General features: G+C 40.9%; 30 protein-coding genes. 19 read left to right on the top strand and 11 right to left on the bottom strand.

What is annotated here, in order from left to right; translation table 11 throughout:
* Positions 1-20: 20 nt before the first annotated feature.
* A complete protein-coding gene (locus MED121_RS09605; protein WP_009833481.1) occupies positions 21-3812 on the top strand; it encodes an AsmA-like C-terminal region-containing protein in 3792 nt (1263 codons plus the stop codon).
* A 4-nt stretch (positions 3813-3816) separates the two neighbouring features.
* On the top strand, positions 3817-4641 hold the full coding sequence (locus MED121_RS09600) for a carbon-nitrogen hydrolase family protein (RefSeq protein WP_009833480.1): 825 nt from the start codon (positions 3817-3819) through the stop codon (positions 4639-4641).
* Positions 4642-4768: 127 nt separating this feature from the next.
* Here the strand turns inward: MED121_RS09600 and yjgA are convergent, their stop codons facing one another.
* The 9 genes from yjgA to MED121_RS09555 all read right to left on the bottom strand — a co-directional run bounded on the left by yjgA (position 4769) and on the right by MED121_RS09555 (position 11756).
* Positions 4769-5296, bottom strand: a complete 528-nt coding sequence (yjgA, locus tag MED121_RS09595; protein ID WP_009833479.1) for a ribosome biogenesis factor YjgA — start codon at positions 5294-5296, stop codon at positions 4769-4771.
* A 6-nt stretch (positions 5297-5302) separates the two neighbouring features.
* Positions 5303-6655, bottom strand: a complete 1353-nt coding sequence (gene mgtE, locus MED121_RS09590) for a magnesium transporter (RefSeq protein ID WP_009833478.1) — start codon at positions 6653-6655, stop codon at positions 5303-5305.
* Positions 6656-6667: 12 nt separating this feature from the next.
* The gene (locus MED121_RS09585) at positions 6668-6937 is read right to left on the bottom strand and encodes an HPr family phosphocarrier protein (RefSeq protein WP_009833477.1); all 270 of its coding nucleotides are present in this window, start codon (positions 6935-6937) and stop codon (positions 6668-6670) included.
* Positions 6938-6945: 8 nt separating this feature from the next.
* A complete protein-coding gene (ptsN, locus tag MED121_RS09580; RefSeq protein WP_009833476.1) occupies positions 6946-7395 on the bottom strand; it encodes a PTS IIA-like nitrogen regulatory protein PtsN in 450 nt (149 codons plus the stop codon).
* A 12-nt stretch (positions 7396-7407) separates the two neighbouring features.
* Complete coding sequence (locus MED121_RS09575; protein ID WP_009833475.1) at positions 7408-8871, bottom strand: RNA polymerase factor sigma-54; 1464 nt, start codon at positions 8869-8871, stop codon at positions 7408-7410.
* Between the two features lie 75 nt (positions 8872-8946).
* A complete protein-coding gene (gene lptB, locus MED121_RS09570; RefSeq protein WP_009833474.1) occupies positions 8947-9672 on the bottom strand; it encodes an LPS export ABC transporter ATP-binding protein in 726 nt (241 codons plus the stop codon).
* The gene (lptA, locus tag MED121_RS09565) at positions 9672-10223 is read right to left on the bottom strand and encodes a lipopolysaccharide transport periplasmic protein LptA (protein ID WP_009833473.1); all 552 of its coding nucleotides are present in this window, start codon (positions 10221-10223) and stop codon (positions 9672-9674) included. The genes lptB and lptA overlap by 1 nt, the downstream gene beginning before the upstream one ends.
* Positions 10207-10770, bottom strand: a complete 564-nt coding sequence (lptC, locus tag MED121_RS09560) for an LPS export ABC transporter periplasmic protein LptC (RefSeq protein ID WP_009833472.1) — start codon at positions 10768-10770, stop codon at positions 10207-10209. Before lptC ends, lptA begins: the two co-directional genes overlap by 17 nt.
* Before the next feature lie 8 nt (positions 10771-10778).
* Complete coding sequence (locus MED121_RS09555; protein WP_242603197.1) at positions 10779-11756, bottom strand: calcium/sodium antiporter; 978 nt, start codon at positions 11754-11756, stop codon at positions 10779-10781.
* 149 nt (positions 11757-11905) lie between these two features.
* Here MED121_RS09555 and MED121_RS09550 point away from each other — a divergent pair, with 149 nt between their 5' ends.
* From MED121_RS09550 to MED121_RS09505, 10 genes are all read left to right on the top strand, one after another.
* The gene (locus tag MED121_RS09550) at positions 11906-12715 is read left to right on the top strand and encodes an ATP-binding cassette domain-containing protein (RefSeq protein WP_009833470.1); all 810 of its coding nucleotides are present in this window, start codon (positions 11906-11908) and stop codon (positions 12713-12715) included.
* The gene (gene mlaE, locus MED121_RS09545; RefSeq protein WP_009833469.1) at positions 12712-13494 is read left to right on the top strand and encodes a lipid asymmetry maintenance ABC transporter permease subunit MlaE; all 783 of its coding nucleotides are present in this window, start codon (positions 12712-12714) and stop codon (positions 13492-13494) included. Before MED121_RS09550 ends, mlaE begins: the two co-directional genes overlap by 4 nt.
* A 1-nt stretch (position 13495) precedes the next feature.
* Positions 13496-13957 carry an outer membrane lipid asymmetry maintenance protein MlaD gene (mlaD, locus tag MED121_RS09540; RefSeq protein ID WP_009833468.1) on the top strand — a complete coding sequence of 154 codons (462 nt, stop codon included), beginning with the start codon at positions 13496-13498 and terminating at the stop codon, positions 13955-13957.
* Positions 13958-13959: 2 nt separating this feature from the next.
* On the top strand, positions 13960-14580 hold the full coding sequence (locus MED121_RS09535) for an ABC transporter substrate-binding protein (protein WP_009833467.1): 621 nt from the start codon (positions 13960-13962) through the stop codon (positions 14578-14580).
* Positions 14577-14903 carry an STAS domain-containing protein gene (locus MED121_RS09530; RefSeq protein WP_009833466.1) on the top strand — a complete coding sequence of 109 codons (327 nt, stop codon included), beginning with the start codon at positions 14577-14579 and terminating at the stop codon, positions 14901-14903. The genes MED121_RS09535 and MED121_RS09530 overlap by 4 nt, the downstream gene beginning before the upstream one ends.
* A gap of 77 nt (positions 14904-14980) precedes the next feature.
* Positions 14981-15220 carry a BolA/IbaG family iron-sulfur metabolism protein gene (locus MED121_RS09525; RefSeq protein ID WP_009833465.1) on the top strand — a complete coding sequence of 80 codons (240 nt, stop codon included), beginning with the start codon at positions 14981-14983 and terminating at the stop codon, positions 15218-15220.
* A 20-nt stretch (positions 15221-15240) separates the two neighbouring features.
* A complete protein-coding gene (murA, locus tag MED121_RS09520; protein WP_009833464.1) occupies positions 15241-16503 on the top strand; it encodes a UDP-N-acetylglucosamine 1-carboxyvinyltransferase in 1263 nt (420 codons plus the stop codon).
* Position 16504: 1 nt separating this feature from the next.
* On the top strand, positions 16505-17143 hold the full coding sequence (gene hisG / locus MED121_RS09515) for an ATP phosphoribosyltransferase (protein WP_009833463.1): 639 nt from the start codon (positions 16505-16507) through the stop codon (positions 17141-17143).
* 5 nt (positions 17144-17148) lie between these two features.
* Positions 17149-18456, top strand: a complete 1308-nt coding sequence (hisD, locus tag MED121_RS09510) for a histidinol dehydrogenase (RefSeq protein ID WP_009833462.1) — start codon at positions 17149-17151, stop codon at positions 18454-18456.
* 3 nt (positions 18457-18459) lie between these two features.
* Positions 18460-19017 (top strand): SRPBCC family protein, encoded by a 558-nt coding sequence (locus MED121_RS09505; protein WP_009833461.1) that lies wholly within the window; start codon positions 18460-18462, stop codon positions 19015-19017.
* Positions 19018-19062: 45 nt separating this feature from the next.
* Here the strand turns inward: MED121_RS09505 and MED121_RS09500 are convergent, their stop codons facing one another.
* Positions 19063-20139: a trypsin-like peptidase domain-containing protein gene (locus MED121_RS09500; protein ID WP_009833460.1), complete on the bottom strand. Its 1077-nt coding sequence runs from the start codon at positions 20137-20139 to the stop codon at positions 19063-19065.
* A 31-nt stretch (positions 20140-20170) separates the two neighbouring features.
* Between MED121_RS09500 and MED121_RS09495 the strand changes: the two genes are divergently transcribed.
* Positions 20171-20932, top strand: a complete 762-nt coding sequence (locus MED121_RS09495) for a Nif3-like dinuclear metal center hexameric protein (protein ID WP_036179873.1) — start codon at positions 20171-20173, stop codon at positions 20930-20932.
* Positions 20933-20961: 29 nt separating this feature from the next.
* Here MED121_RS09495 and MED121_RS09490 read toward each other — a convergent pair whose 3' ends face one another.
* Positions 20962-21396, bottom strand: coding sequence for a DUF1043 family protein (locus tag MED121_RS09490; RefSeq protein WP_009833458.1), 435 nt, complete (start codon positions 21394-21396; stop codon positions 20962-20964).
* 143 nt (positions 21397-21539) lie between these two features.
* On the opposite strand from MED121_RS09490, the gene zapE reads away from it, so the two are divergent.
* From zapE to MED121_RS09460, 6 genes are all read left to right on the top strand, one after another.
* Positions 21540-22637: a cell division protein ZapE gene (gene zapE / locus MED121_RS09485; RefSeq protein WP_009833457.1), complete on the top strand. Its 1098-nt coding sequence runs from the start codon at positions 21540-21542 to the stop codon at positions 22635-22637.
* A gap of 194 nt (positions 22638-22831) precedes the next feature.
* Entirely contained in the window at positions 22832-23260 is a 429-nt protein-coding gene (gene rplM, locus MED121_RS09480; RefSeq protein WP_036179870.1) for a 50S ribosomal protein L13, read from the top strand.
* A gap of 14 nt (positions 23261-23274) precedes the next feature.
* Positions 23275-23667, top strand: a complete 393-nt coding sequence (gene rpsI / locus MED121_RS09475; RefSeq protein ID WP_009833455.1) for a 30S ribosomal protein S9 — start codon at positions 23275-23277, stop codon at positions 23665-23667.
* Positions 23668-23853: 186 nt separating this feature from the next.
* Positions 23854-24447, top strand: coding sequence for a ubiquinol-cytochrome c reductase iron-sulfur subunit (petA, locus tag MED121_RS09470; RefSeq protein WP_009833454.1), 594 nt, complete (start codon positions 23854-23856; stop codon positions 24445-24447).
* On the top strand, positions 24447-25691 hold the full coding sequence (locus MED121_RS09465; RefSeq protein ID WP_009833453.1) for a cytochrome bc complex cytochrome b subunit: 1245 nt from the start codon (positions 24447-24449) through the stop codon (positions 25689-25691). Before petA ends, MED121_RS09465 begins: the two co-directional genes overlap by 1 nt.
* Before the next feature lie 2 nt (positions 25692-25693).
* Positions 25694-26447: cytochrome c1 (locus MED121_RS09460; protein ID WP_009833452.1), on the top strand; the 754-nt coding region annotated here is incomplete at its 3' end.

Below are 26447 nucleotides of genomic sequence, written 5' to 3'. Positions count from 1 at the left end.
TGAGTCTTAACGTAAGGAAATTGACAGACATCATATGGTGGCTTGCTGTTTCCTTTGTTCTGATTTTAGCGTCTCTTATTGTCTCGGTTAAGCTGCTCCTGCCTCATGTTGACAAATATCGCCAACAAATTGAGATAAACCTGAGTCACCTTTCGGGTTATAACGTCAAAATTGATAATATATCTGCGAAACTTGAAGGCTTAGATCCCAGTATTGCTATTAGAGGTCTCAGTTTAGAGGCTGCTGAAAACTCTGAGCCTGTGGCGTTTGAGCGCCTTATGATTCGTTTTAATTTCTGGGAATCTGTTAGGCAATTTGAACCTAAATTTAGCTATATTCGTTTTTATAATACCAAGATAGGTTTATCTGAGGTTGGCGGAAACTGGTCCTTAACGGGAATTGAAAGTGGGGGTGGCGGTAGTGCTGATGGTTTTACTCGCATCCTTAATTATTTCTTAGATCAAAGACAGATTTCCTTGCTTGATACACGACTTGATATTGATAGTGAGCGTGTTGGTAAGGTCTCACTGTCATCGGATTCGATGTATCTAAAGCGCACTTCATCAGGAATAGGCATCACAGCGAATGTGGGTCACCAAAACTATGATGATGAGTTTCGTTTTAATGCTGAAATTAAAGGTGATTTGAAAAAACTTAATAATCTAAACTTAGAAGCGCAATTAAGCTTACCAGAAATGGTTATTATGCCATCTCAGTTGAAAGCGCTGAAGGAATATAAGTTATCTAAGCTTGCTCTTGGTACTAATTTGTGGCTCTCCTATTCTCCAGAAAAAGATTTTTCTCTTGTTGGAGATATCAAGGTCTCGCCTATGTTTGAATCGGGCGACTCGCTGTCGTTTACCTCTGATATCCGTTCAAGCTATGCGCTTAATACTAAAGTTCTCTCAGCTCAATTTTCCAACTTAATAATTACTAAGGATGAGAGGCAGTACCCTCAGGCAAATCTGCTGTTAAAAAATGACGCTTTGGCTCAGTTGCTAAGTGTTAAATTTGATCATTTAGATTTAGGGCTGGGGACTAAGCTTGCTTTGCCTTATCTTAATCCAGCTTGGTTTATCACTAAAATGCTTGATGGTATGCAAGTAAAAGGTGAGGCAAAAAATGGTCTTTTGACAATAAATAGAGAATCAGCACTTTCGATCTCGTATCAAGGTAATCTATTTATCGAGTCATCCCAAGGTTACCGGAATATACCAAAAGTGGATCAACTAGATGCAATGATTAGTCTGCAAAATGATCATGGTTCATTTGAATTTGCCTCTAATCAATCTAATTTAGCTTTCCCATTATTGTATGAGGATGAGTGGCTACTTGATGGGTTAGCAGGAAGGGTGAATTGGGGGCCATCCCAAGACAGCTTTTTAGTTAGTTCCAATAATCTATATGTCAGTCGTAATCATGCCGATCTGAATGGGGCCTTTCAATTAGAGTCAATTAAAGAAGGTGATGATACCTTAACCTTGGATGTTCATGCGGATAACTTGGGAGTATTGGATGGTGTTGGGTATATTCCAGGGCGAGCTTTGCCGCAGTCTGCTCATGATTGGCTAGATGGTGCTTTGCTATCAGGGCTTGCAACTAGTTTGGACTTTTCTTTGTCGACAAAGTTAGTTGAAAAGCCTGACCCTAAGATTGAAGTCAATTTAGACGTTGTGGATGCTAAGGTGAAATTTGCACCTGACTGGCCTGTTGCAGAACAGGTGAATGCAAATGTAAATATTGATAATCAAGGGATAAAAATAGGGCTACATCAAGCAAGAGTCGAAAATGTTGAAGGCGAAAATTTGTCAGTAAGTCTTCCTTTGTCTCGGGGGAGTTTAGATAAGCTTCACCTCTCAGGTGAGATTTCGGATGATCTTGATGATGTAATGGGGCTGCTTTTACAAACTAACTTAGCGAATAATGTATTAAAACCTTTCCAGTCTTGGCAGGCAAGCGGTCCTGCTACAGGTCGTTTTAAATTAATTCTCCCTTTAGATAGTGAAAGCAAGGATGAGCTTTATTTGAACCTGGCTCTCGTGGTGAAAGATGCGTTTCTTCATATCAAAGATTTAGATTTAAAAGGTGAGGTGGCTAAAGGGCGCTTTAATTATGATTCTCTTAAAGGAATTTACGATTCAAACTTTGGTATCAGTGCTTTTTCAGGGCAAACGACACTTGATTTAGTTGGTGACCTTCAGGCTGATGGCGCGCTTGGTATAAGTGGCAAATTAATGGGTAACCTTGATCTTAAAGAGGTGATGGCGTGGCAAAATATTCCGAATATGCTTACCAATGCTGTGCAGGGGAAAGTTGATTATAGTGCTGATTTTAATATCGACCCAAAGCAATCTGGGGTCATGGGAATTACAGCAAGTTCAGATTTAGTTGGTGCTAGTTTGTCATTGCCACCCCCTTTTGCAAAAACAAAAAACCTCGTTAGGCCCATAGCATTAAATATTGATTTGGTGCCAGAACAGACTGATATAAGCATAAAATATGATCAAAAGTATCGTTCAAAACTTGGCTTCCGTGGCTCTGAATTCTATGGTGGTTATGCCTTAATTGATCAAGCTGAGCTGATTGAGTCAGATATCAATAAGGGTTTAAGTATAGAAGGGCAATTAGCGCATATTGAAGTTGCTGCTTGGCGAAAGTTGTTTAGTTCTGAAGATTCCTCTTCTCAGTCATTAAGACTAGATATACCTGAATGGCTTTCCTTTGTTCGTTTAATTGCAGATGAGGTAAGGTTAAATGAAGATAATCTGTTACATAATGCGAAGCTTGAATACGATAGGTCAAAAGCGCTAAATGATATGACTTTGGTGGCTGATGAGTTAGGTGTGCAGCTTTCAAAAGATTTACATGGCCCGGTAGTAAACTTTTCATATCTCAGCTGGCTGAGCCCAGTTAAAACTACTGCAGAAAAAGCGAATAGTATGACTCCTTCTGAGGAGGTTATCAGAGCACAGCAAGTTCCGAGCATGACTTTAAATATTGATGAGCTAATCGTTAATCATCAACCCTATGGTGATTGGCATCTTCTTATTACGAATTTAGGTAAGAAGATTAGAATTGATCCTTTTTCCACGGAGCTTGAAAATGGTGATTTCTATGGCAGTATTTTTTGGCAAGATGATGAGCATTCAAATGTTGAGCTAAGTCTCAATGTGGAAGGGGAGAATATTGATGAATTGACCAAAAAGTTCTCATCCGATGCTTTGTTAACGTCTAAAAAGTATAGTATAGATGTTAACTTGAGCTGGTTAGGGACCCCCTTTGATATTCAACGGAACTCTTTAACAGGGCGAATTGATTTTAGTTCAGAAAATGGCGTGATCGAGAAAATTAATGAGCTACCCAGCTTTTTGAAAGCGTTAGGTATTTTTAATATTCATGCGTTAGCTCGTCGTTTAACATTGGATTTCTCAGATGTGAGTGATGACGGATTAACTTACGATAAAATATCAAGTTTATTATCGATTCGCGATGGAATATTAAATACCGACAAGCCCCTTAGTGTTATTTCGCCCACGGTTGAAATTGAAATTAAGGGTAAAGCGAATTTGATTACAGAAACACTCGATGAAAAAGTAATTGCCTCATTTCCATTGGGCAATGCCTTGCCTATAGCGGGTCTTTTATTGGGTGTTCCCCAGGTGGCGGGGATTCTTTACATTACAGATAAGCTTTTTGGTAGCCAGCTATCAAAAGTTACCAGTGTTGAATATTTGATAAAAGGGCCTTTTAATGAGCCTATTATCACACCTGTAATACATACACCGAAAGTGCAGCCTAAAGATAGAGATTAAAAAAATGAAAATCGCAGCAGTACAATTAACAAGCAAGGATGATTGGCAAATCAATTTCGCCGAGATTGCTGCTCAAGTAAAAAATGCAGCGCTTAAGGGGGCTAAATTAGTTGTTGTGCCTGAAAATGCTTTATTGTTTGCTGGAGCAAAGATGCGAGCTTTAGCTGAGTCTGAAGATCAAGCTATCTTGATGGATAAGCTCTCATGCTTGGCAAAAGCTCATGATGTTTATCTTGTTGTTGGCTCTCATCCTAGTTTATTGAGGCAAGATGGAAGTGAAGTAGGCCAAGGGAGAGTGCGACAGTCTTGTCTAGTGTTTGCTGCAACGGGCGAGCTTAAAGCGCGATACGATAAAATTCATTTGTTTGATGTTCTTGTGGCTGATAAAAATGGTCAATACATGGAGTCTAAGGTGATTGAGCCAGGTGAGCTTGAGCCTGTGGTCGTTGACATTGAGGGTGTAAAGCTAGGCCTTTCTATTTGTTATGATGTTAGGTTTCCAGAGATGTATCGTAAGCTTGCCGATTTGGGTGCTGAGCTTGTTATTGTTCCTGCTGCTTTTACCTATCGAACCGGAGAGGCCCATTGGCATACGTTATTGAAGTGTCGAGCCATTGAGAACCAGTTTTTTGTGATGGGTGTAAATCAGTGTGGTCAGCATTCTAGCTCGCGGGAGACCTTTGGTCATACTGTTTGTTACTCCCCTTGGGGGGATAACTTAGGGCAGCTTGAGCATGAGCCTGGGGTGCTGGTTGTTGATATTGATCTTGAGCATAATAAAGTGTGCCAAGCTTCTATGCCTGTTTTGACCCATAGACGTTTTAGTTGATGGTGAGATGTTAGTGGCTGCTTGTTGAAAGATGCCTTGAATAACAGTCTGATTGAGTGAAAGTTAGTAATAAACAAAAAAAGCGCCTGAGCGCTTTTTTTATGTCTGTGAATTGTAAATACAAGGTTTAGGCTAAACCTAGTTTTTTATCCTGTGCTTCTCTAAGGATTTTGAACAGTTTTTTACGGTTAGTTGTTTTGCCGTTTTGGCTAACCTCTTTTTGTGCTTGCCTAATTACTTGTCTGAAGTGCTGAATATCAATGTCAGGGTTGTCAGCGAGATATTCCTGTAAAACACTTTGACTGTGTTCTCCTATTAGCGCGTCTCGCAAGTTCTCAAGTTGGTGAAACATCTTGTTGTGAGCGGCGGATGTGGTGTCAAAAAGTTCAATGCGTGCAGCAATCTTTTCATGATCTTCGGTGCGCATAATTCGCCCGATGTACTGCATGTGTCGACGCATTGCTTCATGTTTTTTGATTCTATCTGCTTCAGCAAGTGCATCTCTTAAAGTTTCAGACATCTCAACTTTTTTTTGTTGTGCCTTGCTTAGATTCAAGAGTTTTTTGCCCAAAGCCTGAAGTGCTTCCATTTCACGCTTAATTTGGGTCTTACTAATAATGTTTTCGTCGTCTTCTATGTGATCAAAGTCTTTCATGTGAACCTAAATAAGAAAAATTGTTGCTAACCCTAAGAAGGATAAAAATCCAACTACATCTGTCACAGTTGTAAGTATGACGTTACCGGCAAGGGCTGGGTCTATGCCTAAGCGCTTGAGTGTAATAGGGAGCAGGGTGCCAACTAATGCAGCAAAGAGTAAATTAATAATTAATGCGCCCGCTATGATATAGGCTATCTGGATGTTGTCAAACCAATATGCGGTTAATGCACCTACTACTATGGCCCATAAAATGCCATTTAGAAAGCCAACAACGATCTCGCGGTTTAATAACCAGCGCGTATTGGCTGCACCTATGTGCCCTAATGCAATGCCTCGAATAACTAATGTTAGTACTTGTGAGCCAGCTATACCGCCCATGCTGGCAACAATTGGCATCAAAATAGCTAAGGCTACCACCTGATCTATGGTGTTTTGAAAGAGGCCGATAACATAAGAGGCGATAAATGCTGTGATTAAGTTAATGCCAAGCCAGACTGCTCTTCGTTTTGATGTTTGCATGATAGGTGCAAAGGTATCTTCATCATCATCAAGACCAGCCATACTTAGCATTGAGTGCTCAGCTTCATCACGAATAACATCAACAACGTCATCAATTGTGATACGCCCAAGAAGTTTGCCTGACGCTTCATCTATAACAGGTGCTGAGACGAGATCCATCTTTTCAAATAACTGTGCCACATCACTGGCTGGTGCATCCGCTTCAATAACGGTTGTTTCAGTTTCCATTATTTCGCGCACAGTGGCATCAGGGTCGGCGACTAAAAGTTTGGTTAAAGGTAAGGTGCCAAGGAACCTGTCTGAGCGGCTTACCACAAGTAAGCTGTCTGTCATGTCTGGAAGGCTTGCGTGGCGTCTTAAAAAGCGAAAAGCAATGTCTATTGTGATGTTTGGTCTGACAGTGATGGTGTCTGTATTCATCAAGCCGCCAGCAGAGTCTTCAGGATAGTTTAGTAGTGATTCAACTCTAGACCTGTCTTGGGCTGTCATTGAGGCTAAAACCTCTGCTACAACTGTCTCAGGCAGGTTTTGTAATATATCGGCAAGGTCGTCGCTTTCAAGTTGTTCTGTGACGGCAACCAATTGCTCTGTGTCCATTTCCTTTAGGAATTGAGCACTAATGTCTTCATTTAGGTATTGAAGGATTTCACCTTCATTGTTTTGTTCTATTAAGTCCCAGAGTAATCGGCGTTCTTTAGGGGGGGATGACTCTAGAAGGCGAGCAACATCCTGTGCGGGTAAAGCACCATTAAGAAGATAGCGAATTTGCATTGTGCCACCTGACTCCAAGGAGTCAGTGACAGTTTGTAGATGCTGTTGCGTATCGTGTTCAACCATTGAATCTAAGTGTTATTCTTCTTCGTCAAAGCGGTTGTTAATAAGGTTTACGATTGCTTCAAGAGCGGCTGCTTCATCTTCGCCATTCGTTTTTATGATGATTTCGGTGCCCTTAGAGGCGGCTAGCATCATCATTGCCATAATGCTTTTGCCATCAACATTACGTCCATCCTTATCTATCGTAATATCACATGAAAATCGTGATGTTGTTTCAACCAGTTTGCCAGCAGCCCTTGCGTGTAAACCAAGTTTATTGATGATAGTAATTGCTTGTTCCAGCATAATTATCCCTATAGCAATGATTTAAATGTATCGTACAGTGCCTGATTTGAGTTCGCTTGTCTTAATGACTCAAGCTTTTCAGGTGATTGTGCAAACTCAGCAATTTGACCTAAAGTGGCCAAGTGATGATCACACTCTTGAGGTGGCACGATTAAGGCAAAAATTAAATCAACACGTTTTCTGTCTATCGAATCAAAATCAATCGGCTTCTCTAAAGAGATAACCACCATGGCAGTATGATTTGCCTGCTCTAGGCGACAGTGGGGTACGGCTATTCCTTGTCCTACGCCTGTACTGCCAAGTTTTTCCCTTGCAAGTAATGCATCAAAAACAGCTTCTTTATCACAGTGAAGGCGATCAGAAACTATGTTTGCAATGCTTTCCAGTGTTCTTTTTTTACTTGTTGTCGCAAGCTTAGCTAGTACAAGTTCTGGTTTTAGTATGTTGATTAATGACACTTTCGGACCCGTTTAAATTAATCTTTTTCGTTCATTTGAAGGTGGAATATTCATCGCTTCACGGTACTTAGCAACGGTTCGCCTAGCCACCTGAATACCTTGATCTGCTAATGCTGTCGCTAATTTATTATCGCTTAATGGCTTTTTAGCAGGTTCATCGGTGATGAGCTTTTTAATCATAGCTCGAATTGCCGTTGAAGAGCATTCTCCACCCGAGTCGGTATTGACATGACTAGAGAAGAAGTATTTAAGTTCAAAAATGCCTCTTGGTGTATGCATGTACTTTTGGGTAGTTACCCGTGAAATGGTTGACTCATGCATGCCCACTTCCTCTGCCACATCATGTAATACCATGGGCTTCATGGCTTCTTCACCCAATTCAAAGAAGTCTATTTGTTTCTCAACAATACAGCTCGCTACTTTAAGTAGTGTCTCATTTCGACTTTGAATGCTTTTTAAGAACCATTTCGCTTCTTGTAATGAATTTTTTATGTAGTTTACTTCTTCCGTTTTTTTTGCGCTATTTGCCATTGAGGAATAGGTTTTATTGATTCTAACGGGAGGTAGGGCATCATTGTTAAGTTCGACTTGCCAAGTGTTATTGCGTTTCTTAACGTTGACATCAGGAATGACATAATCAGTATCATCTTGATCAATTAATGATCCAGGTCTTGGATTCAGCTCTTGAATCAGAGCGATCACTTCTTTTAGGGCGCCTTCTTTTAACTTGGTTTTTCGAGAAAGTTGTGTGAAGTCACGGCTGCCTAATAAAGCCAAATGATGATTTATTAAGTTATAAGTGCTTTTGTAAAGAGGGTGTTGTTTGTATGCCTGTAGTTGTACCAATAAGCATTCACGTAAATCAACAGAGCAGACGCCAACAGGGTCGAAACATTGCAGTCTATGTTGTACGGCGACAACTTCATCTTCTTCAAGTTCTTCAAGCACTGTTTCAAGCCCTTGCCATATTTCATTAATCGAAATGCTTAAATAGCCATCAGGCTGAACACACTCAATGATTGAGTAGGCAATTTCGATGTCACGCTCAGAAAGTGGTGTTAAATTAAGTTGCCAAATAAGGTGGTCTTGAATGCTTTCAGAAGGTGCGTTTCGGCTTTCAAAGTCGAAGTCATTATCATAACTTTGTGTTTCGGATGCGGCGGCAGAATTCTGATAAGTGTCATCCCAAGAGCTGTCAATGGAGAGTTCTTCTGGGATGCTTTCTGTCCACTCTGACTCAACTCTTGCCTCTTCATTATTCTGAGTGCTTGCGTTTAACTCAGTGTCTTTTTTATCGGCATCATCGTTATCATTGAAGTCATCATCATCCATTTCTAATAATGGGTTCGACTCTAGGAATTCGTGGATTTCTTGCTGTAAATCCAAAGTGGAAAGTTGCAATAGGCGAATTGCCTGTTGCAATTGAGGTGTCATGGTCAGTTGTTGACCAATTTTTAATTGTAAAGATTGCTTCATATTGAAACACTTTCAGTTAGAGTGATTTGGAACGAGTTATGCATAGTACTCTTTTTTTTGCGAAAAGAGAAAGGTCTATAGGCGGAAGTTGTCACCTAAATATACTTTTTTAACCTGCTCATTTGAAATCACTTCTTCAGCACTTCCTGAGGCTATAATGTGGCCATTACCTACGATGTAAGCTTTATCGCATATGTCTAAAGTTTCACGCACATTATGGTCAGTGATCAAAACGCCAATGCCGCTTTCTTGTAGGTGCTTGATGATTTGTTTTATATCACCCACGGAAATCGGGTCAACGCCAGCAAAAGGCTCATCTAGCAGGATAAATTTAGGGTTCATTGCTAATGCCCTGGCTATCTCTACTCGGCGCCTTTCACCGCCAGAAAGCGCCATGCCTAAATTCTTGCGAATATGTGTAATGTGAAACTCTTCAAGTAATTCTTCAAGTTTTTCTTTGCGGTCTTGTTTGGTTAATGATTTTCTGGTTTCTAGAATAGCAGCGATGTTGTTCTCAACAGACATCTTCCTAAAAATTGAAGCTTCTTGTGGTAAATAGCCAATGCCTTTTTGCGCTCTGGCATGCATCGCTAAATCTGTTACAGATTCTCCATCAATATATATATTGCCTTCATCGTTCGCGACCATGCCAACTATCATATAAAAGCAGGTTGTTTTACCTGCACCGTTGGGGCCAAGTAAACCAACGGCTTGGCCTGATTCTACTGCAATAGAGACATCAATAACGACTTTGCGTTTTTTGTAACTTTTAGCTAAATGTTTTGCTTCTAAAATCGCCATTATTCAGCCTTAGGTTCTTCGGATTGAGGCTGTAATGTCATTGATACGCGACCCTTTTTGTTTTGTTTGATTTCTGAGCTGCCTTTTGATTTATTTCTTGCTTCAAAGGTGCCTGTTGTCATGTCATAGCGAATGAAATGCGCCATGATCTCATCTTCCCCACGCTTTATGTAGCTTTCACCTTCAACTTCTAATATGGATTGGGAGCTATCATAAAAAATCCGGTTGCCCCTGCTGATAATCATATCGCCGCTCGCTGTTAATTGCTGGCTGAAATTAGCAACTTGAGTGTCAGTGCCTTTGGCGTATATTTTATCGTATTTATTTGTTTCGTTAGAGCTGGTGATGGTTAATTTGTTTGCGCTGATAAGTATGGTGCCCTGGTTAACTTTTACATTGCCTATGTAAATAGCGCTTCCTTTGTCGTTATCGATAAAAGCTGAATCTGCCTCTATTTCTATTGCTTGTAGGCTGTCTTCAGGGAGTGCTTGACTGATATTTGCACCTAGAGTGCTGCAGACTAAAAAGAGAGTTCTAACGATTTTGTTCATAGCTTCCTCGTACCGATCCTTGCATGGTGACTTGGTTAGATTTGCTAAATGCAGTAATGGTTTCTGCGTTAACCGTCCCTTGAGGGGAGACAACTTTAGCGTTGCCAAAGCTTGTTAGGCTCTGGTCTTGATCAGTATAAATAATGGTGTTTGATGTGATGGTGGTTTCTGCTTGTGTTTCAGGTAGATGGATTATTTTTGCGTTACCAGTAAAGATAATGTCTTTATTTAGATCTTTCATTAGTCCCGTGTTTCCTGCTGCAATCCAAGTGTCACTATTGAGTGTTTTAGATATTACAGGTTCAATCATTCTTGTTTCACCTGGGGCAGGGAAGTGTTTAATTTCCTTAGCATCAAGAGTTTCAATTAAAGCACCATTAATATCAAAAGTCTTTGTATTAACATTTTCAATAAAATAATCAGGTGCTGTTTCTAGAATGCTTTTTTGAACCAAGTTCTGTGTCGGTGTTAAACCAAACCAAAATGTAAAGCCAAATACCAGCATAATGCCAAGTATGATGGAGGCGAGTGTCCATTTTTGTTTCATGATTTAATTTAGCTCACGTTAATTGAGAGACTGATCAAATAGGTCGCATAACTTGCAAGTAATAACACACCAACCCATTTTGGAATGCTTGCTTTGGCTGTTTTACGAAAAAATAAAATACATAAAGCTAAAAATACGCTAGTGGCAAACATCCACCAATAATCGCGAGTCATCACATTTGGGTCAATGATACCTGGTGCTATTATTGCGGGTAATGGGAGTACCGTGGCTAAATTGAATAGGTTTGAGCCTAGGATGTTACCTATTGCAATATCATGGTGGCCTTTTAATGCGCTGGTAATAGAGGCTGCTAATTCGGGTAGGCTTGTGCCAATTGCAACTATGGTAAGTCCAATAACCAATTCACTGACGCCAAATTCTGTGGCAATCCCTGTCGCTCCCCACACTAAAATTTTAGAACTAAGAATTAACACAACTAAGCCAACTAGAGCTGTGATGAGTGAGCGAGTTATACTGCTGCCATCATCTTCTGGTAGCTCTTGTGTAAGTTCTTTTTCAAGGCTTTTGCTGTTTCGTAGCAATAAAAATAAAGCGACCACAAAACCTGTTATTAATATTAGTCCGTCTACTAGATCTAAGTTGTTGTCTAGCATGACTAATCCGGCAAGTAGTGTAATGCCGAGGAGAATGGGAACTTCTTTAGTTGCAAGGCCTTCCTTTACAGGGATGGCACTGATTAACAAAGTGGCGCCAAAAACAAGGGCCACGTTAGCAATGTTTGATCCTAATACATTACCCACAGCAATTTCTGGCGCATTCTCTAATGCTGCAATGGCTGAAACCACCATTTCAGGTGCGGATGTACCTAAAGCAACAAGTGTGAAACCAATAATAATAGGGCTGACATTTAACTTTTCTGCCACTAATGCTGAGTGTTCAATGAATTTATCAGAACTGAAAACAAGTAAAATAAGGCCGAAAATCAGAGCAGCAGAAAATAGCAGCATGGGGTAAAACAGACTCATGTGAAAAAAGATGCTTCATTTAATGAAGTTTGCTCCATAAATTCAAGACCTTAAATGTTATAAACTGCTTAATCTCCTTGATTTTATGTTCAATTTATTAAAATCCAGTGTAATATTCACTTTCGGTGGTCAGGATCTAGGGAAAACGAATGTCCAATAACTTTGTTGATATTCAAAATATGAGTTTCTATCGAGGTGATAGAGCTATCTATAAGAATATTTCTTTGCAAATCCCAAAAGGGAAAATAACCGCAGTGATGGGGCCAAGTGGAACAGGGAAGACGACTCTGTTGCGCCTTATTGGTGGTCAGCTTATGCCTGATGGGGGAAAGATACTCTTAGACCAACAAAATGTACCTGATTTATCACGCTCCCAGCTTTATGAAGCAAGAAAAAAAATAGGCATGTTATTTCAAAGTGGTGCACTTTTTACCGATATTAGTGTCTTTGATAATGTTGCTTTTCCTTTAAGGGAGCACACGGATTTTAGTGAAGCCATTATTCGTGACATAGTATTGATGAAATTACAAAGTGTTGGATTGCGTGGCGCAGCCGCACTCATGCCCGCAGAATTATCTGGTGGTATGGCGAGACGAGCGGCACTAGCAAGGGCGATTGCTTTAGATCCTCAGCTAGTCATGTTTGATGAGCCTTTTGCAGGGCAAGACCCAATTTCAATGGGGGTTGTGGTTGAGCTAATTCAGCGCTTAAACCAATCTGTTGGAATGACCTCGGTATTGGTTTCACATGATGTGGAAGAGTCTCTATCTATTGCTGATTACGCTTACATATTGTCTGGTGGTGCTGTTGTGGCGCAAGGCACCCCAGAGGAGATAAGGCACTCGGAGGATAAGCGAGTGAAGCAATTTTTAGGTGGCTTGCCTGATGGTCCTGTACCATTTCATTTTGATGCCAATGATTATCAATTGGATATGAATATGTCTAAGGAGAGGGGATGAAACCTATTCAGGCGGCGGGTGTTCGTGCGTTAAATACAATTGGCGCATTTGGCCAAGCCGGGCTTTTTTTAATTCAGGTGATGTTGCATCGTCCTAAATCTTTGTCTGGGGCGATGGGCCTTTTGATGAAGCAGATATATTCAGTAGGGGTGCTGTCGCTCGTTATTATTTTAGTTTCTGGTCTCTTTATTGGCATGGTATTAGGTCTGCAAGGCTATACAATACTGGCTAAGTTTGGATCTGAGCAGGCAGTGGGGCAGTTATTAGCGCTCACCTTACTACGTGAACTTGGTCCTGTTGTTACCGCTTTGTTGTTTGCTGGCCGCGCTTGCTCAGCATTAACTGCAGAAATCGGTTTGATGAAGGCAACGGAGCAGTTGTCTAGTTTGGAGATGATGGGGGTTGATCCTTATCGACGAATCATTGCGCCAAGGTTTATTGCAGGTTTGATTTGTTTGCCCATTCTTTGCGTGATTTTTTCTGCTGTTGGTATCTTGGGTGGCGAGTTCGTGGCTGTAACTTGGTTGCAAATTCATGGCGGAAGCTTTTGGTCTTTGATGCAGCAATCTGTCTATTTTTCAACAGATGTAGTGAATGGCATTATTAAGGCGTTTTGCTTTGCCATTGCAACCACTTGGATAGCTGTATTTCAAGGTTATCAATGTGAACCCACGTCCGAAGGGATAGGTAAGGCAACTACTCGCACAGTGGTGTTAGGTTCTTTATCAATACTTGCATTAGATTTTATTTTAACCGCCGCTATGATAGGAGATTTTTAGCATGAAGAGTAAGCAGCTTGAGCTGATGGTAGGTTTGTTTGTTGTTTTGGGATTTGCTGCTTTAGCGTATTTGGCAATTCAAGTGAGTGGTCTTTCTGGCGCAAGTTCAAAGGATGTGTATCAGATACAGGCTAGGTTTGATGATATTGGTGGTTTGACTGAGAGAGCTAAAGTCTCAATTGCGGGTGTGACTGTCGGTGAAGTAGATAGTATTGTGTTAGATAAAGAACTCTATATGGCGCTTGTCACCTTTAATATTTATTCCGATGTGCAAAATATTCCAACGGACAGCTCTTTTGCAATTCTAACTAATGGTTTGTTGGGTGAAAAATATGTTGGCGTTTCGATTGGTGCAGAAGAGGAATATCTAGAACAAGGTGGTGAGATTTACGATACTCAGTCTGCTTTAGTGCTTGAAAACTTGATTAGTCAGTTCCTTTTTGAATCTACTCAGGGAGACTAAAAATGAAACGTTTATTACCTGGTTTTTTCTTGTTTTTATCTTTGTTCGTAGCGCCTGTTTATGCCGACTTAGGGCCTAGAGAGCAGGTTGTTAGTGTCGTTGAATTGCTAAAAACTGAGATAGTGGCAAATCGAGATGTGTTATCTAAAGATACCTCTGCATTACGAGCAAAAGCAGATGAAATCTTATCTCCGCTAATTGATTTTGATAATTTCGCAAAAAATGTAATGGGGAAGTATTATCGTCGCGCGACAAAAGAACAGAGGCTTGAGTTTGCTAAAGTCACTAAAGAGACCCTGTTGAATAGTTATGCTACTGCCCTATTGGAATTTGATGAAGACAAGGTAAAAATATTACCCTTATCGCCTTCCAAAAAGAAAAACAAAGCCAGAGTTAATATGGAATTTGTAACGGATGCTGGCAGCCAAGTCGATATTGTATTTTTGATGAAATTGAATAAAAAACAAGTCTGGCTACTAGATAATGTTATTATCAGCGGTATTAATTTTGGACTGACCTTTAGAAAACAATTTGCCTCCATGGTACAAAAAAATAAGAATGATATTGATTTGGCGATTACAAGCTGGGGCAAGTCATTAGAAAAGAAGGCAAATGAAGCATGATGGTCCTAGCTGAACAAGAGCGAATGATTTGTGTTAAAGGTGATTATACGCCCACAGATTTGATGGGTTTTCACGCTCAGCTTGATCAATGTTTAGCTGGTTTATCAAAGCCTAAAGACTTGGATTTAACACATCTTCAGGGTAGTGATAGTGGATTGATAACCTTGTTATTATCTTTTCAGCGACATGCAAATGAAAATCAGTGGCAAGTAAAGTTAATTAATGCCAGTGATGGGATTAAAGGTCTGATAGAATTGTCCCAATTAAATGAATTTTTTACATTAGTAGAAGAAGATAAGCCATCGCTTTCTTCTTCTCTTTGAAAATACAATGCCTGCGTCTTAATTGATGTTTAAGGCTATAAGAATATAGAAGCGTTATAGAAGATTTTGGAGTTGTTGTGAACGCAAATGAAGTAAAAGCATTATTAGAGAAAGAAATTGAGAGTTGTGAAGTCATTGCAGAAGGTGAAGGGTGTAACTTTCAGTTAACTTTAATCTCACCAGCCTTTGATGGTTTGACAACAGTGAAGAGACAGCAACTTGTATATTCGCACCTTCAAGATTCTATTGCCAGTGGCGCGATTCATGCTGTCACAATGAAAACCTATACTCCTGCTCAATACAGCCAAATAAACTAACATCGCGTTAAGGAATTATTATGGATAAGCTGCTAATTACTGGCGGTCAGTCACTTAACGGTGTGGTTAGAGCATCGGGTGCAAAAAATGCAGCCTTGCCAATTTTGGCTGCAACCTTGTTAACAAAACAACCTATTACAATTAAAAACTTACCTCACCTGCACGATATTACAACCATGTTGGAACTATTAGGCTCCATGGGTTGTGGTGTAGTGGTAGATGAAAAAATGAATGTTCAGCTGGATGTTTCAACAGTCAATCGTACTGAAGCGCCTTATGAGTTAGTGAAAACCATGCGAGCATCCATCCTTGTTTTGGGTCCTTTGGTAAGCCATTTTGGTGAAGCGATTGTATCTTTGCCTGGTGGTTGTGCTATTGGTAGTCGTCCTGTTGATCTTCACCTTCGTGGTTTGGAAGCTATGGGAGCAGATATTCAGGTTGAAGGCGGGAATATTGTTGCTAAAGTTGATGGCCGTTTAAAGGGTGCACGTATCTTCTTTGATAAGGTGACGGTAACGGGTACAGAAAACCTTTTGATGGCCGCTGTTTTAGCTGAAGGTCGTTCGGTTCTGGAGAATGCTGCTCGTGAGCCTGAAGTCGTTGATTTGGCTGAGTGTCTAATTGCTATGGGGGCAAAAATTACAGGCCACGGAACCGATACTATCACAATTGATGGGGTTGAAGAGCTTTTTGGTACTGAATATTCTGTAATGCCTGATCGAATTGAAACCGGGACTTTCTTGGTTGCTGCTGCAATCACAGCCGGTAAAGTGAAAGTAATTGATACTGATGTTCATTCAATGGAAGCGGTTCTTGCGAAGCTTGAAGAAGCAGGTGCAAGTGTGGAAGTGGGTGAAGATTGGATTGAACTCGATATGCGAGGCCGTCGTCCAAAAGCCGTTAATATTAGTACTGCGCCATATCCTGCTTTCCCAACTGATATGCAAGCACAGTTTGTGGCGTTAAATGCCATTGCCGAAGGTGTTGGGCGCGTAACAGAGAATATTTTTGAAAACCGCTTTATGCATGTTGATGAAATGTTGCGCATGGGTGCTGACATCGAAGTTAATGGTAATACCGCCATAGTGAAAGGGGGCAGTGCGCTCAAAGGTGCCCCTGTTATGGCGACTGATTTACGAGCTTCAGCGAGTTTGGTGTTGTCTGCTTTAGTTGCTGAAGGTGATACCAAAATAGATCGTATTTATCATATCGATCGTGGTTATGAATGTATTGAAGAGAAGTTTGGCTCTCTTGGCGCGAAAATATCTAGGGTATTGAATTAAAATGAGTAAAACGTTAACCATTGCTTTGTCAAAGGGTCGAATTCTGAAAGAGACCTTACCACTGCTGGAAAAGGCAAATATCATTCCGGCGGAAGATATTTCAAAAAGTCGTAAACTGATTTTTGATACAAACCATGAAAACATTAAGCTCGTTATTTTAAGGGCCACCGATGTTCCGACATATGTTGGGCATGGGGTTGCTGACTTTGGTGTGGCAGGTAAAGATGTATTGATGGAGTCAAATACGAGTAATATTTATGAATTACTCGATCTTGAAATAGCTAAATGCCGATTAATGACAGCAGGCGTGGTTGGTGCACCTGCAACAACAGGTCGCTTGAAAGTTGCCTCTAAGTTCACATCAACGGCTAAAGAGTATTTTGCGCAGCAAGGTATTCAGGCTGATGTTATCAAGCTGTATGGCGCGATGGAGTTGGCGCCTATCATGGGGCTTGCTGATTTGATTGTGGATATCGTTGATACCGGAAATACACTTAAGGCAAATGGGCTTGAAGCGCGAGATATGATCGCAGACATTAGTACGCGTCTTGTTGTCAATAAAGCGGCATATAAAACTAAATATGATCAAATTCAGCCAATTATGGAAATGCTGCAAGCGGCTGTTGAGAGTGAAAGGTAAATCTAATGAGTATTAATATTAAACAATTATCTACTCAGGATGAGGGCTTTACTGATGCGTTAGATGTGCTTTTGGCATGGGATTCAGTGTCTGATTTGGAAGTGCAGCAAACGGTTACCAATATTGTTTTTGATGTGCGTAAAAGAGGCAATGAGGCGTTAATTGAGTATACCAATCAGTTTGATAGATGTGATTTTACTTCAGCAGATCAATTAGAGATCTCACTAACAGAAATAGATGCTGCGATTGCTCGTGTTGATGCCTCAATTTTAGACGCGCTAAAGGCTGCTGCTGAGCGTGTTAAATCCTATCATTTGCATCAGAAACAAGATTCTTGGCAATACAAAGAAGCTGATGGGACGGTTTTGGGTCAGCAAGTTATGCCTTTGGATCGTGTGGGTGTTTATGTGCCAGGTGGTAAGGCCGCATACCCATCGTCTGTGTTGATGAATGTGATGCCGGCGAAAGTTGCAGGTGTTAAAGAAATAATCATGGTGGTACCAACACCTGATGGTGTGGTGAATGATATTGTCCTTGCAGCAGCGAGCATTGCAGGTGTAGATAGGGTCTTTACTGTTGGTGGTGCACAAGCCGTTGCTGCGTTAGCTTATGGCACTGAGACGATTCCTAAGGTCGATAAAATTGTCGGCCCTGGCAATATTTATGTCGCTACAGCAAAACGCATGGTATTTGGCGCGGTTGGTATAGATATGATTGCTGGCCCATCTGAAATACTGGTTGTTTGTGATGGGAAAACAGATCCTGATTGGATTGCTATGGATCTCTTTTCGCAAGCAGAGCATGATGAAGATGCTCAATCGATCTTAATATCACCTGATGCCGAATATCTAGAACAAGTATTGGCTTCTATGGATAAACTTCTTGAGGGGCAGAGTCGCAAAGACATTATTCTGGCGTCTTTAGAGGGTCGTGGTGCTTTAATTCATGTAGCTAATATGGAAGAGGCAATTGAAATTGCTAATCATGTGGCGGCTGAGCATTTAGAGTTGTCAGTAGATGAGCCTGAATTTTGGGCGCCTAAGATACGTCATGCTGGTGCTATCTTTATGGGGCGAAATACACCAGAAGCATTAGGTGATTATTGTGCTGGGCCTAACCATGTTTTGCCCACATCAGGTACGGCAAGATTCTCTTCTCCTTTAGGGGTTTATGATTTTCAAAAGCGTAGCTCACTGATTAATTGTTCTGCTAAAGGGGCGAGTGCTTTAGCTAAAATAGCTTCTCCCTTAGCTCGTGGTGAGTCTTTACAGGCGCATGCCATGTCTGCTGAATATAGACTGATCAAGGATTAGAGTTTGTTAAAACGTGAAACGCCTGATCATCAGCGTAAAGCTCTTTATCAGTTAAGAGTGGTGACGCGAATTTTTGCTTTGGTTGTGATATTGCTTTTAGTGGTGGGGTACTTTCTGCCAAAAAGTTATCATATTGAGCGCTCTATCAGTATTGAGGCAACACAAATTGAGGTGGCTGACTTTTTAGCGCAAGCGTCTAATTTGCCTGAATGGCTCTATGTTCAAAAAGGGCGTGTTGAGTTACTTGATGTCGCGCTTACAGAGGGTTTGAGTTTGTCTATCAATTACGAATCCGGTGATAAAGGTTTTATTGAAATTGGTGAGCTTCGATCTGCTCGTTATGAGTTTGATGTGGTGCCAAAAGAAGGTCAAAGAGCGGTTGCAAATGAGCTTCATCTAAAGGCGCTCGCGTCTGGTAATGAAACGCGTGTTTCTTGGTCTATTAATGGGGAGCTAGAGTCAGGTCTATTAAGTCCTTATCTTGCCCTTTTTGCAAATGATATTGCCGGCGCAAACTTTGAGAAAAGCTTATCTCAGTTAAAAGTGTTGTTAGAAAAGTAAACTGACACTCTGTAAAAAAAATGCCGCTGAATAGCGGCATTTTTTTTATGGTTTCTCTGCTCCCATCATGGGTTGTTCGCCCAGCTTTATGCTTGTTTGATAAGATTGCGTGCCTCTAACGCCAACAATAGAAACCACTTTACCTGGCTTGTATCTTGCGATTTGATTGCGGGTATTATTTGCATTGGTTGTGGCTATGCCATCTATGCTTAGTAGGATATCACCGCTTAAAATCCCAGCATGTTGTGCGGGGCTTTTATTGTTCACGTCTGAGACCAGTAGGCCTTCTTTTATGTTTAGGTTAAGGATTTTGACTGTAGCTGGGGTTATCTGCCTTGCTTCTATGCCTAAATAGCCTCTTTCTACTTTACCAAATAATATAAGGTCTTCCATGATGTCAACGGCGTCTGAAATTGGAATGGCGAAGCCTATGCCTTGTGAGCCACCGCTATTGGAATAAATGGCTGTACTTATGCCAATAATCTTGCCCTGGCTATTAATAAGTGCACCGCCAGAATTGCCCGGGTTAATGGCGGCATCGGTTTGAATAAAGTTCTCATAGGCGTTTAGTCCTAATTGGTTGCGCCCAATTGCGCTGATGATTCCCATGGTAACGGTTTGACCTATGCCAAAGGGGTTGCCAATGGCGAAGACCAAGTCGCCAACGGATGTGGTGTTTTCCTCAGGCATTTTAATGCTTGGTAGGTTTTGGAGGTTTACTTTTAAAAGGGCAAGGTCGGTTGCTGGATCTGTGCCTATGAGTTTGGCTCTGGTTTGTCTGCCATCTCTTAACGCCACAATAATGCCGTCAGCGCCTTTAATTACATGATGGTTTGTTAAGATATAACCATCAGGTGAGGTGATTACCCCTGACCCAAGTCCAACTGACTTATTTGCTGTTTTTTGAGATAAAGTATTTATACCTTTGGTTGTACTGACTTTCTTTTGGGTATAAATATTAACGACAGCTGGGGCGGCTTGATTGACTGAGTAAGCGTAGCTTTCAGTGTGGGTCTCAGCTTTAGAGTCACTAACTTGTTGAAAGAGTAGATAAGATAAACCAAGACACAGGCCTACTAAGCTGGCTAAAATTGTATTAATACTAAGTTTATTGCTTATCATAATGTTTTTGTAAATGCCTATGGAGAAAAGAGTGAATCGTCACGCGTTTGAAAAAAAACTAACCGCTATTCTAAAGCCAAATAAGTTTAAAGACTATGCCCCAAATGGGTTACAGGTTCAGGGTTGTGATGAAATTGCAAAAGTGGTGACAGGTGTGACGGCTTGTCAGGCATTAATTGATGAGGCTATTCGTTTGAATGCGGATGCTATATTTGTTCATCACGGGTATTTCTGGAAGGGTGAATCTCAAGTGATTACTGGGATAAAATACCAAAGAATTTCTCGCTTGATTAAAAATGACATAAATCTCTATGCTTATCATCTGCCATTAGATGCTCATCCTGAACTAGGTAATAATGCGCAACTGGTGAAAATGTTTAATTTGAAAAATCCTCGATCTTTACAGTCGTATCTTCCTTTAGATGAGTCTATCGGTGTTATTGCTGAATTTGAGCAAGCGCTAGAAATAGAGCAGGTGAAAGAGCGTATTGAGAAAGCCCTTGGACGCGATGTTTTATTTGAGGCTTCTGGAAAGAAACTCATCAAAACGGTTGCTCTTTGTTCGGGTGGTGCACAAGGTTATATAGAGCAAGCAGTTGAAATGGATGCTGATTTATATCTAACAGGAGAGGTCTCTGAACAGACTATTCATTTGGCAAGAGAGCATGGGATTCATTTTGTAGCGGCAGGTCATCATGCAACAGAGCGCTATGGTGCTAAAGCGATGGCAAAATTTATTATGGAAGAGCTAGGGGTTGAGGCTGAGTTTGTTGATATAGATAACCCTGCTTAGGGTTATCTATTAAATGACAAGGGAGTTTATTAGCTGTTACTTTTTTCTTGGTCTTTGTTAAGTCCAAACTCTTCAGAAAGCATACCGGGTGATTGAGTGTCGGGCTTGAGAGCGTAATCTCTTGGGGGCTCAGTCCCTAGGTTAGTTGTTTCTTCTTCTGCTTCAGTTGTGGTCGGTGCTGAGCTAACTTTAATGTTTTTATTGCTCAGCTCAAGTGCGCCATTGGCAATTTGGTTGCGAAGTTTGGCAACATTTAGTTCAGCTTGCTCAAGTGCGTTCTCTGTATCTTCAAAGAAATGATCGATTGCGACTTGTTGTTTATCGAGTTCGTGCTGAATGGCGTCAGGCGTTAAGATGGTTTGGTTTGTTGTCTGTTTGCTTTCTTTTTTAATGTTCATGCCTAACAAAAGGCCGACTGCTGCGCCAGCGATAAAAATTACCGCATCAAATACTTCTAAGTTCATGACTTACTCCAAAAATATAACATAGTAAGTATAGCTGAATCTTATCTTGAAAGAAGCCTTATTGGGATGAGGTTTTGCTTGAATTTTGCTAGAATTGAAAAGAATTTAATTGGTTTGTTTATCTTTCAAAGTTTAAGAGCCCTATGACCCCTTTATCCCGTTATCGTAAAGATTTGACCCGCCCTGATTTTGCCTATGATCCCGCTCAAGAGGAAGCTGTTGAGGCCCTGCAGGATTTGTTTGACAGAATCGTTAATAAGCAGCCTGAAGCAACAGGTGGCTTTTTAAGTTTTTTTAAAAAAAGCCAAAAACCAGAGGTTGAGCGAGGTTTATATTTTTGGGGAGGCGTAGGGCGGGGTAAAACCTATTTAATGGATACCTTTTTTGATTGCTTGCCGACTGAGCGTAAATTACGTTTGCATTTCCATCGCTTTATGCAAATGGTTCACAAGGAATTGCGAGAGGTTAATGATGTAAAAAACCCTTTAGAAGTTGTTGGTAAGCAAATTTCTGCAAAAGCAGAGGTACTCTGTTTTGATGAGTTTTTTGTAAAAGATATTACGGATGCCATGATTTTGGCGGGTTTGCTAAAAGTCTTGTTTGAAAATGGTACTAGTCTAGTGGCAACTTCAAATATTGAGCCTGATGGCTTATACGAAAATGGCCTGCAAAGAGCGCGCTTTCTACCAGCAATTGATTTGGTAAATAAACACACTAAGGTCATGAATATTGATGGTGGTGTAGATTATCGACTAAGAGCCTTGAAGCAAGCAAGCTTATATTATACTCCGTTGGGTCATGCGTCTGAAGAAGCGCTAGCGGCATGTTTTGCTCGCCTAGCGCCAGATTTGGCACAGGCTAAAGAGGGTGGTGTGGTAGAAATTGAAAATCGCAAAATTCATTTACAAAATAGTTGTGAAGACATTGCTTGGTTTGATGTCTATGCCTTATGTGATGGTCCGCGTAGTCAAGTAGACTATATTGAAATTGCGAAACTATATACTACGGTTATTGTGTCTAATGTGCCTCAGTTTGATACTACAAGGGATGATATGGCAAGGCGTTTTATTAATCTTGTCGATGAATTCTATGATAGGCATGTAAAGTTGATCGTTTCCGCTGAGGTAGATATCCCCGATATTTATAAAGGCACTCAGTTAGCGTTTGAATATGATAGAACGGTGAGTCGTTTACTTGAAATGCAGTCAGAAGAATATTTATCACTTGAGCACAGACCTTAGATAGAATTTTGGTTTTGCTTAGGTGTTAATTGTTGCGGTTTATATGCTTTTCCTCTTTATAAAGTTGGGATAAATATGTATAATCCGCTCGCCTTTTTAAAAGGTATATGCACGTTATATTTTAAATTCAAAAAATATAACCAATAATAATAGGTATTGAGCATGTCACCACATGCTAAATGAAAGGGTTTTTGATGAAAACTTTTACTGCAAAACCTGCTGAAGTAAGACGCGACTGGTTCGTGATCGATGCTGAAGGCAAAACTTTAGGCCGTTTGGCTACCGAGATTGCTCGTCGTTTACGCGGTAAGCATAAAGCTGAATATACTCCTCACGTTGACACTGGTGATTACATCGTTGTTATTAACGCTGAGAAAGTTCACGTTACTGGTAACAAGGCTAAAGCTAAACAATACTACCGTCACACTGGTTACCCAGGTGGCTTGCGTTCGATGAATTTTGAAACGCTGATTGATCATGCTCCTGAGCGCGTTCTTGAACTCGCGGTTAAAGGTATGTTGCCAAAAGGTCCTTTGGGCCGTGCTATGCACAAGAAAATGAAAGTGTATGCTGGTACTCAACATCCACATGCAGCTCAACAGCCGCTAGAACTTAATATTTAATACGGAAGATCATTATGTCAGCTACTCAATACTACGGTACAGGTCGTCGCAAATCATCTACCGCTCGTGTATTCCTAAAAGCCGGTACTGGTAACCTAGTTATCAACGACCGTACAATAGAGCAATATTTCGGCCGTGAAACTGCACGAATGGTTGTTCGTCAACCACTAGAGCTTGTTGAAGCAACAGAAAAATTTGACGTTTACATCACTGTTAAAGGTGGTGGTATTTCTGGTCAAGCTGGTGCTATTCGTCACGGTATTACACGTGCACTACTACAGTATGATGAGACACTACGTCGTTCTCTACGTACTGCTGGTTACGTTACTCGTGACTCTCGCGAAGTTGAACGTAAAAAGGTTGGTCTACGCAAAGCGCGTCGTCGTCCTCAGTTCTCCAAGCGTTAATCTTGGATTGCTTCAAAACGCCTGGTTATCCAGGCGTTTTTTTTATGCGATATGTCAATGTCGTGATTTTGGTAAGGAGACTTTTCTTGCCAGAACCCTTTGTTTTTTTTACTATTTGCACTGCATTCATATTGGAGTTAGTCATACTCTAATTTGGGATTTGTAATTTGGTGGGAGAGAGCCATAATGAGTCAAAGCGACGTTAATAAAGGTCGACGTCGATTCCTAGTCGGAGCAACCAGTGCGATTGGCGCTGTTGGTGCCGTTGGTATCGCAACACCCTTTGTTGCTTCTTGGAATCCGAGCGCAAAAGCGAAAGCTGCTGGTGCGCCAGTTAAAGTTGATATCAGTAAGCTAGAAGTTGGTCAGCAAATGATTGTTGAGTGGCGTGGGCAGCCAGTCTGGGTGGTCAAGCGATCGCAAGAAACGCTTGAAAATCTAAATAAAATTGCTGATGAGCTTAGTGATCCATCTTCTGAAAAAGATCAGCAACCTTCATACGCACAAAACGAATACCGTTCTATTAAACCTGAAATTGCGGTTTTATTAGGTATCTGTACACACCTTGGTTGTTCTCCAACCTACCGTCCTGAGTTATCGCCAGAAGATCTTGGGCCTAAATGGGTTGGTGGATACTTCTGTCCTTGTCATGGTTCACGCTTTGACTTGGCGGGTCGTGTTTATAAAGGTGTACCTGCTCCAATTAACTTGGAAGTGCCTCCGTATCAATTTCTTTCAGATAATGTGATATTGGTTGGTGATGATGGAGGTAATGCATAATGGCCGATTTTAAAGAATCGAAAGGTTTAATGGGCTGGATTGATGCACGTCTTCCAGTGACTGAAGCTTTCGAAAAACACATGAGCAAATATTATGCTCCTAAAAACTTTAATGTGTTTTATATCTTTGGTGTTCTTTCTTTAGTTGTATTAGTTAACCAAATCCTAACAGGTGTTTGGCTGACAATGAGCTATACACCTTCTGCAGAAGCGGCTTTTGCTTCTGTTGAATATATTATGCGAGACGTAGAATATGGTTGGTTAATCCGCTATCTGCATTCAACTGGGGCTTCGGCTTTCTTTGTTGTTGTTTATATGCATATGTTCCGCGGATTGCTATATGGTTCTTATCAAAAACCACGTGAGTTAGTTTGGTTATTTGGTATGGCGATTTACCTTGCTTTGATGGCTGAGGCTTTCATGGGCTACCTATTACCTTGGGGGCAAATGTCTTACTGGGGTGCTCAGGTAATCATTTCTTTGTTTAGTGCGATTCCTGGAATTGGTCCTGACTTAGCGCAATGGATTCGTGGTGACTACCTGATTTCAGGTATTACTTTGAACCGTTTCTTCTCTTTGCATGTTATCGCTTTACCGTTAGTGATTGTCGCGCTTGTTGTATTGCATTTATTGGCATTACACCATGTGGGCTCTAACAATCCTAAAGGTGTTGATATTAAGAAGTACAAAGATGAAAATGGTGTGCCTTTAGACGGTATTCCTTTCCATCCTTTCTATACCACACATGATTTAGTTGGTATTGCAGTCTTCTTATTTGTTTTCTGTTCAGTCGTGTTCTTCTTCCCTGAAATGGGTGGTTACTTCCTAGAGAAGCCAAACTTTGAAGCGGCTAATCCATTGAAAACGCCTGAGCACATTGCGCCTGTATGGTACTTCACGCCTTTCTACGCTATTTTGCGAGCGGTAACTTTCCCACTATTTGGTCTTGATGCTAAATTCTGGGGGGTTGTGGCTATGGGTGGTGCAATTGCTATCTTGTTTGTATTGCCTTGGTTGGATAGAAGTCCTGTTAAATCAATGCTGTATAAAGGTTGGATGAGTAAGGTCGCTCTCTTCGTTTTCTGTATTAGCTTTGTTGTTCTAGGTGTGTTGGGTGTGCTTCCTTCCACTGATGGCAGAACAACTGCTGCTCAAATTGCTTCTGTTGTTTACTTTGCATACTTTATCTTGATGCCATGGTATACACGATGGGAAAGCACTAAAACCGTACCAGAGAGGGTGTAATTATGAAAAAAATTATTGCAACTATTACTCTGGCATTACTACCTGTATTGGGTTTTTCTGCAGGTGGTAGTGGTGTTGAGTTAGAAGACATGACGCCTGATCTGCATGATAAAGCATCTTTGCAGCGTGGTTTGAATACTTTTGCTAACTATTGCCTTGGTTGCCACGATGCGGGTTATGCTCGTTTTGAGCGAGCGGCAACAGATCTGGGTATTCCGGCTGATTTATTCACTGAGCAGTTATTGCCTGCTGGTAATAAAATTGGTGATTTGATGGCTAACTCTATGGATGCTAAAGATGCTAAAGCTTGGTTTGGTGCTGCGCCACCAGATTTAACGCTTGAAGCACGTGTTCGTGGTAGTGATTGGGTATATAGCTACCTGAAAGCTTTCTATGAAGATGAATCGCGTCCATGGGGTGTGAACAATACTGTTTTCCCTAATGTTGGTATGCCTAATGTGTTAGAAGGCCTACAAGGTGTTCGTCATATCACATGTGCACAAGCACCTGCATATGATGAAGATCATAAGCCATTATTTGATACTTTAACGGGCGATGCTCTTACAGTTGAAAAATGTGGTATTGTAGCTCAGAAAACTGAAGGTTCTTTGTCTGAAGAAGAGTTTGAGCAAGTGGTTTACGATGTAACTAACTTCTTGGTTTACATGGCTGAACCTAGCCGTCTTCAGTCTGAATCATTAGGTCTGAAAGTATTACTGTTTATCGTATTATTTGGTGTATTTGCCTTCCTCTTGA

This window comes from Marinomonas sp. MED121, assembly GCF_000153025.1.
In the GTDB taxonomy this organism is placed as follows: Bacteria; Pseudomonadota; Gammaproteobacteria; order Pseudomonadales; family Marinomonadaceae; genus Marinomonas.
Note: the sequence above shows the minus strand (reverse complement) of the source record. Positions and strands in the feature narration are given on the sequence as shown.

Excerpts from the sequence above, each read along its gene's own strand:
- MED121_RS09600 (WP_009833480.1), top strand. The coding sequence starts at position 3,817 with ATGAAAATCGCAGCAGTACAATTAACAAGCAAGGATGATTGGCAAATC.
- yjgA (WP_009833479.1), bottom strand. The coding sequence starts at position 5,296 with ATGAAAGACTTTGATCACATAGAAGACGACGAAAACATTATTAGTAAG.
- mgtE (WP_009833478.1), bottom strand. The coding sequence starts at position 6,655 with ATGGTTGAACACGATACGCAACAGCATCTACAAACTGTCACTGACTCC.
- MED121_RS09585 (WP_009833477.1), bottom strand. The coding sequence starts at position 6,937 with ATGCTGGAACAAGCAATTACTATCATCAATAAACTTGGTTTACACGCA.
- MED121_RS09575 (WP_009833475.1), bottom strand. The coding sequence starts at position 8,871 with ATGAAGCAATCTTTACAATTAAAAATTGGTCAACAACTGACCATGACA.
- lptB (WP_009833474.1), bottom strand. The coding sequence starts at position 9,672 with ATGGCGATTTTAGAAGCAAAACATTTAGCTAAAAGTTACAAAAAACGC.
- lptA (WP_009833473.1), bottom strand. The coding sequence starts at position 10,223 with ATGAACAAAATCGTTAGAACTCTCTTTTTAGTCTGCAGCACTCTAGGT.
- lptC (WP_009833472.1), bottom strand. The coding sequence starts at position 10,770 with ATGAAACAAAAATGGACACTCGCCTCCATCATACTTGGCATTATGCTG.
- MED121_RS09555 (WP_242603197.1), bottom strand. The coding sequence starts at position 11,756 with ATGAGTCTGTTTTACCCCATGCTGCTATTTTCTGCTGCTCTGATTTTC.
- MED121_RS09550 (WP_009833470.1), top strand. The coding sequence starts at position 11,906 with ATGTCCAATAACTTTGTTGATATTCAAAATATGAGTTTCTATCGAGGT.
- mlaE (WP_009833469.1), top strand. The coding sequence starts at position 12,712 with ATGAAACCTATTCAGGCGGCGGGTGTTCGTGCGTTAAATACAATTGGC.
- mlaD (WP_009833468.1), top strand. The coding sequence starts at position 13,496 with ATGAAGAGTAAGCAGCTTGAGCTGATGGTAGGTTTGTTTGTTGTTTTG.
- MED121_RS09535 (WP_009833467.1), top strand. The coding sequence starts at position 13,960 with ATGAAACGTTTATTACCTGGTTTTTTCTTGTTTTTATCTTTGTTCGTA.
- MED121_RS09530 (WP_009833466.1), top strand. The coding sequence starts at position 14,577 with ATGATGGTCCTAGCTGAACAAGAGCGAATGATTTGTGTTAAAGGTGAT.
- murA (WP_009833464.1), top strand. The coding sequence starts at position 15,241 with ATGGATAAGCTGCTAATTACTGGCGGTCAGTCACTTAACGGTGTGGTT.
- hisG (WP_009833463.1), top strand. The coding sequence starts at position 16,505 with ATGAGTAAAACGTTAACCATTGCTTTGTCAAAGGGTCGAATTCTGAAA.
- hisD (WP_009833462.1), top strand. The coding sequence starts at position 17,149 with ATGAGTATTAATATTAAACAATTATCTACTCAGGATGAGGGCTTTACT.
- MED121_RS09500 (WP_009833460.1), bottom strand. The coding sequence starts at position 20,139 with ATGATAAGCAATAAACTTAGTATTAATACAATTTTAGCCAGCTTAGTA.
- MED121_RS09490 (WP_009833458.1), bottom strand. The coding sequence starts at position 21,396 with ATGAACTTAGAAGTATTTGATGCGGTAATTTTTATCGCTGGCGCAGCA.
- zapE (WP_009833457.1), top strand. The coding sequence starts at position 21,540 with ATGACCCCTTTATCCCGTTATCGTAAAGATTTGACCCGCCCTGATTTT.
- rplM (WP_036179870.1), top strand. The coding sequence starts at position 22,832 with ATGAAAACTTTTACTGCAAAACCTGCTGAAGTAAGACGCGACTGGTTC.
- rpsI (WP_009833455.1), top strand. The coding sequence starts at position 23,275 with ATGTCAGCTACTCAATACTACGGTACAGGTCGTCGCAAATCATCTACC.
- petA (WP_009833454.1), top strand. The coding sequence starts at position 23,854 with ATGAGTCAAAGCGACGTTAATAAAGGTCGACGTCGATTCCTAGTCGGA.
- MED121_RS09465 (WP_009833453.1), top strand. The coding sequence starts at position 24,447 with ATGGCCGATTTTAAAGAATCGAAAGGTTTAATGGGCTGGATTGATGCA.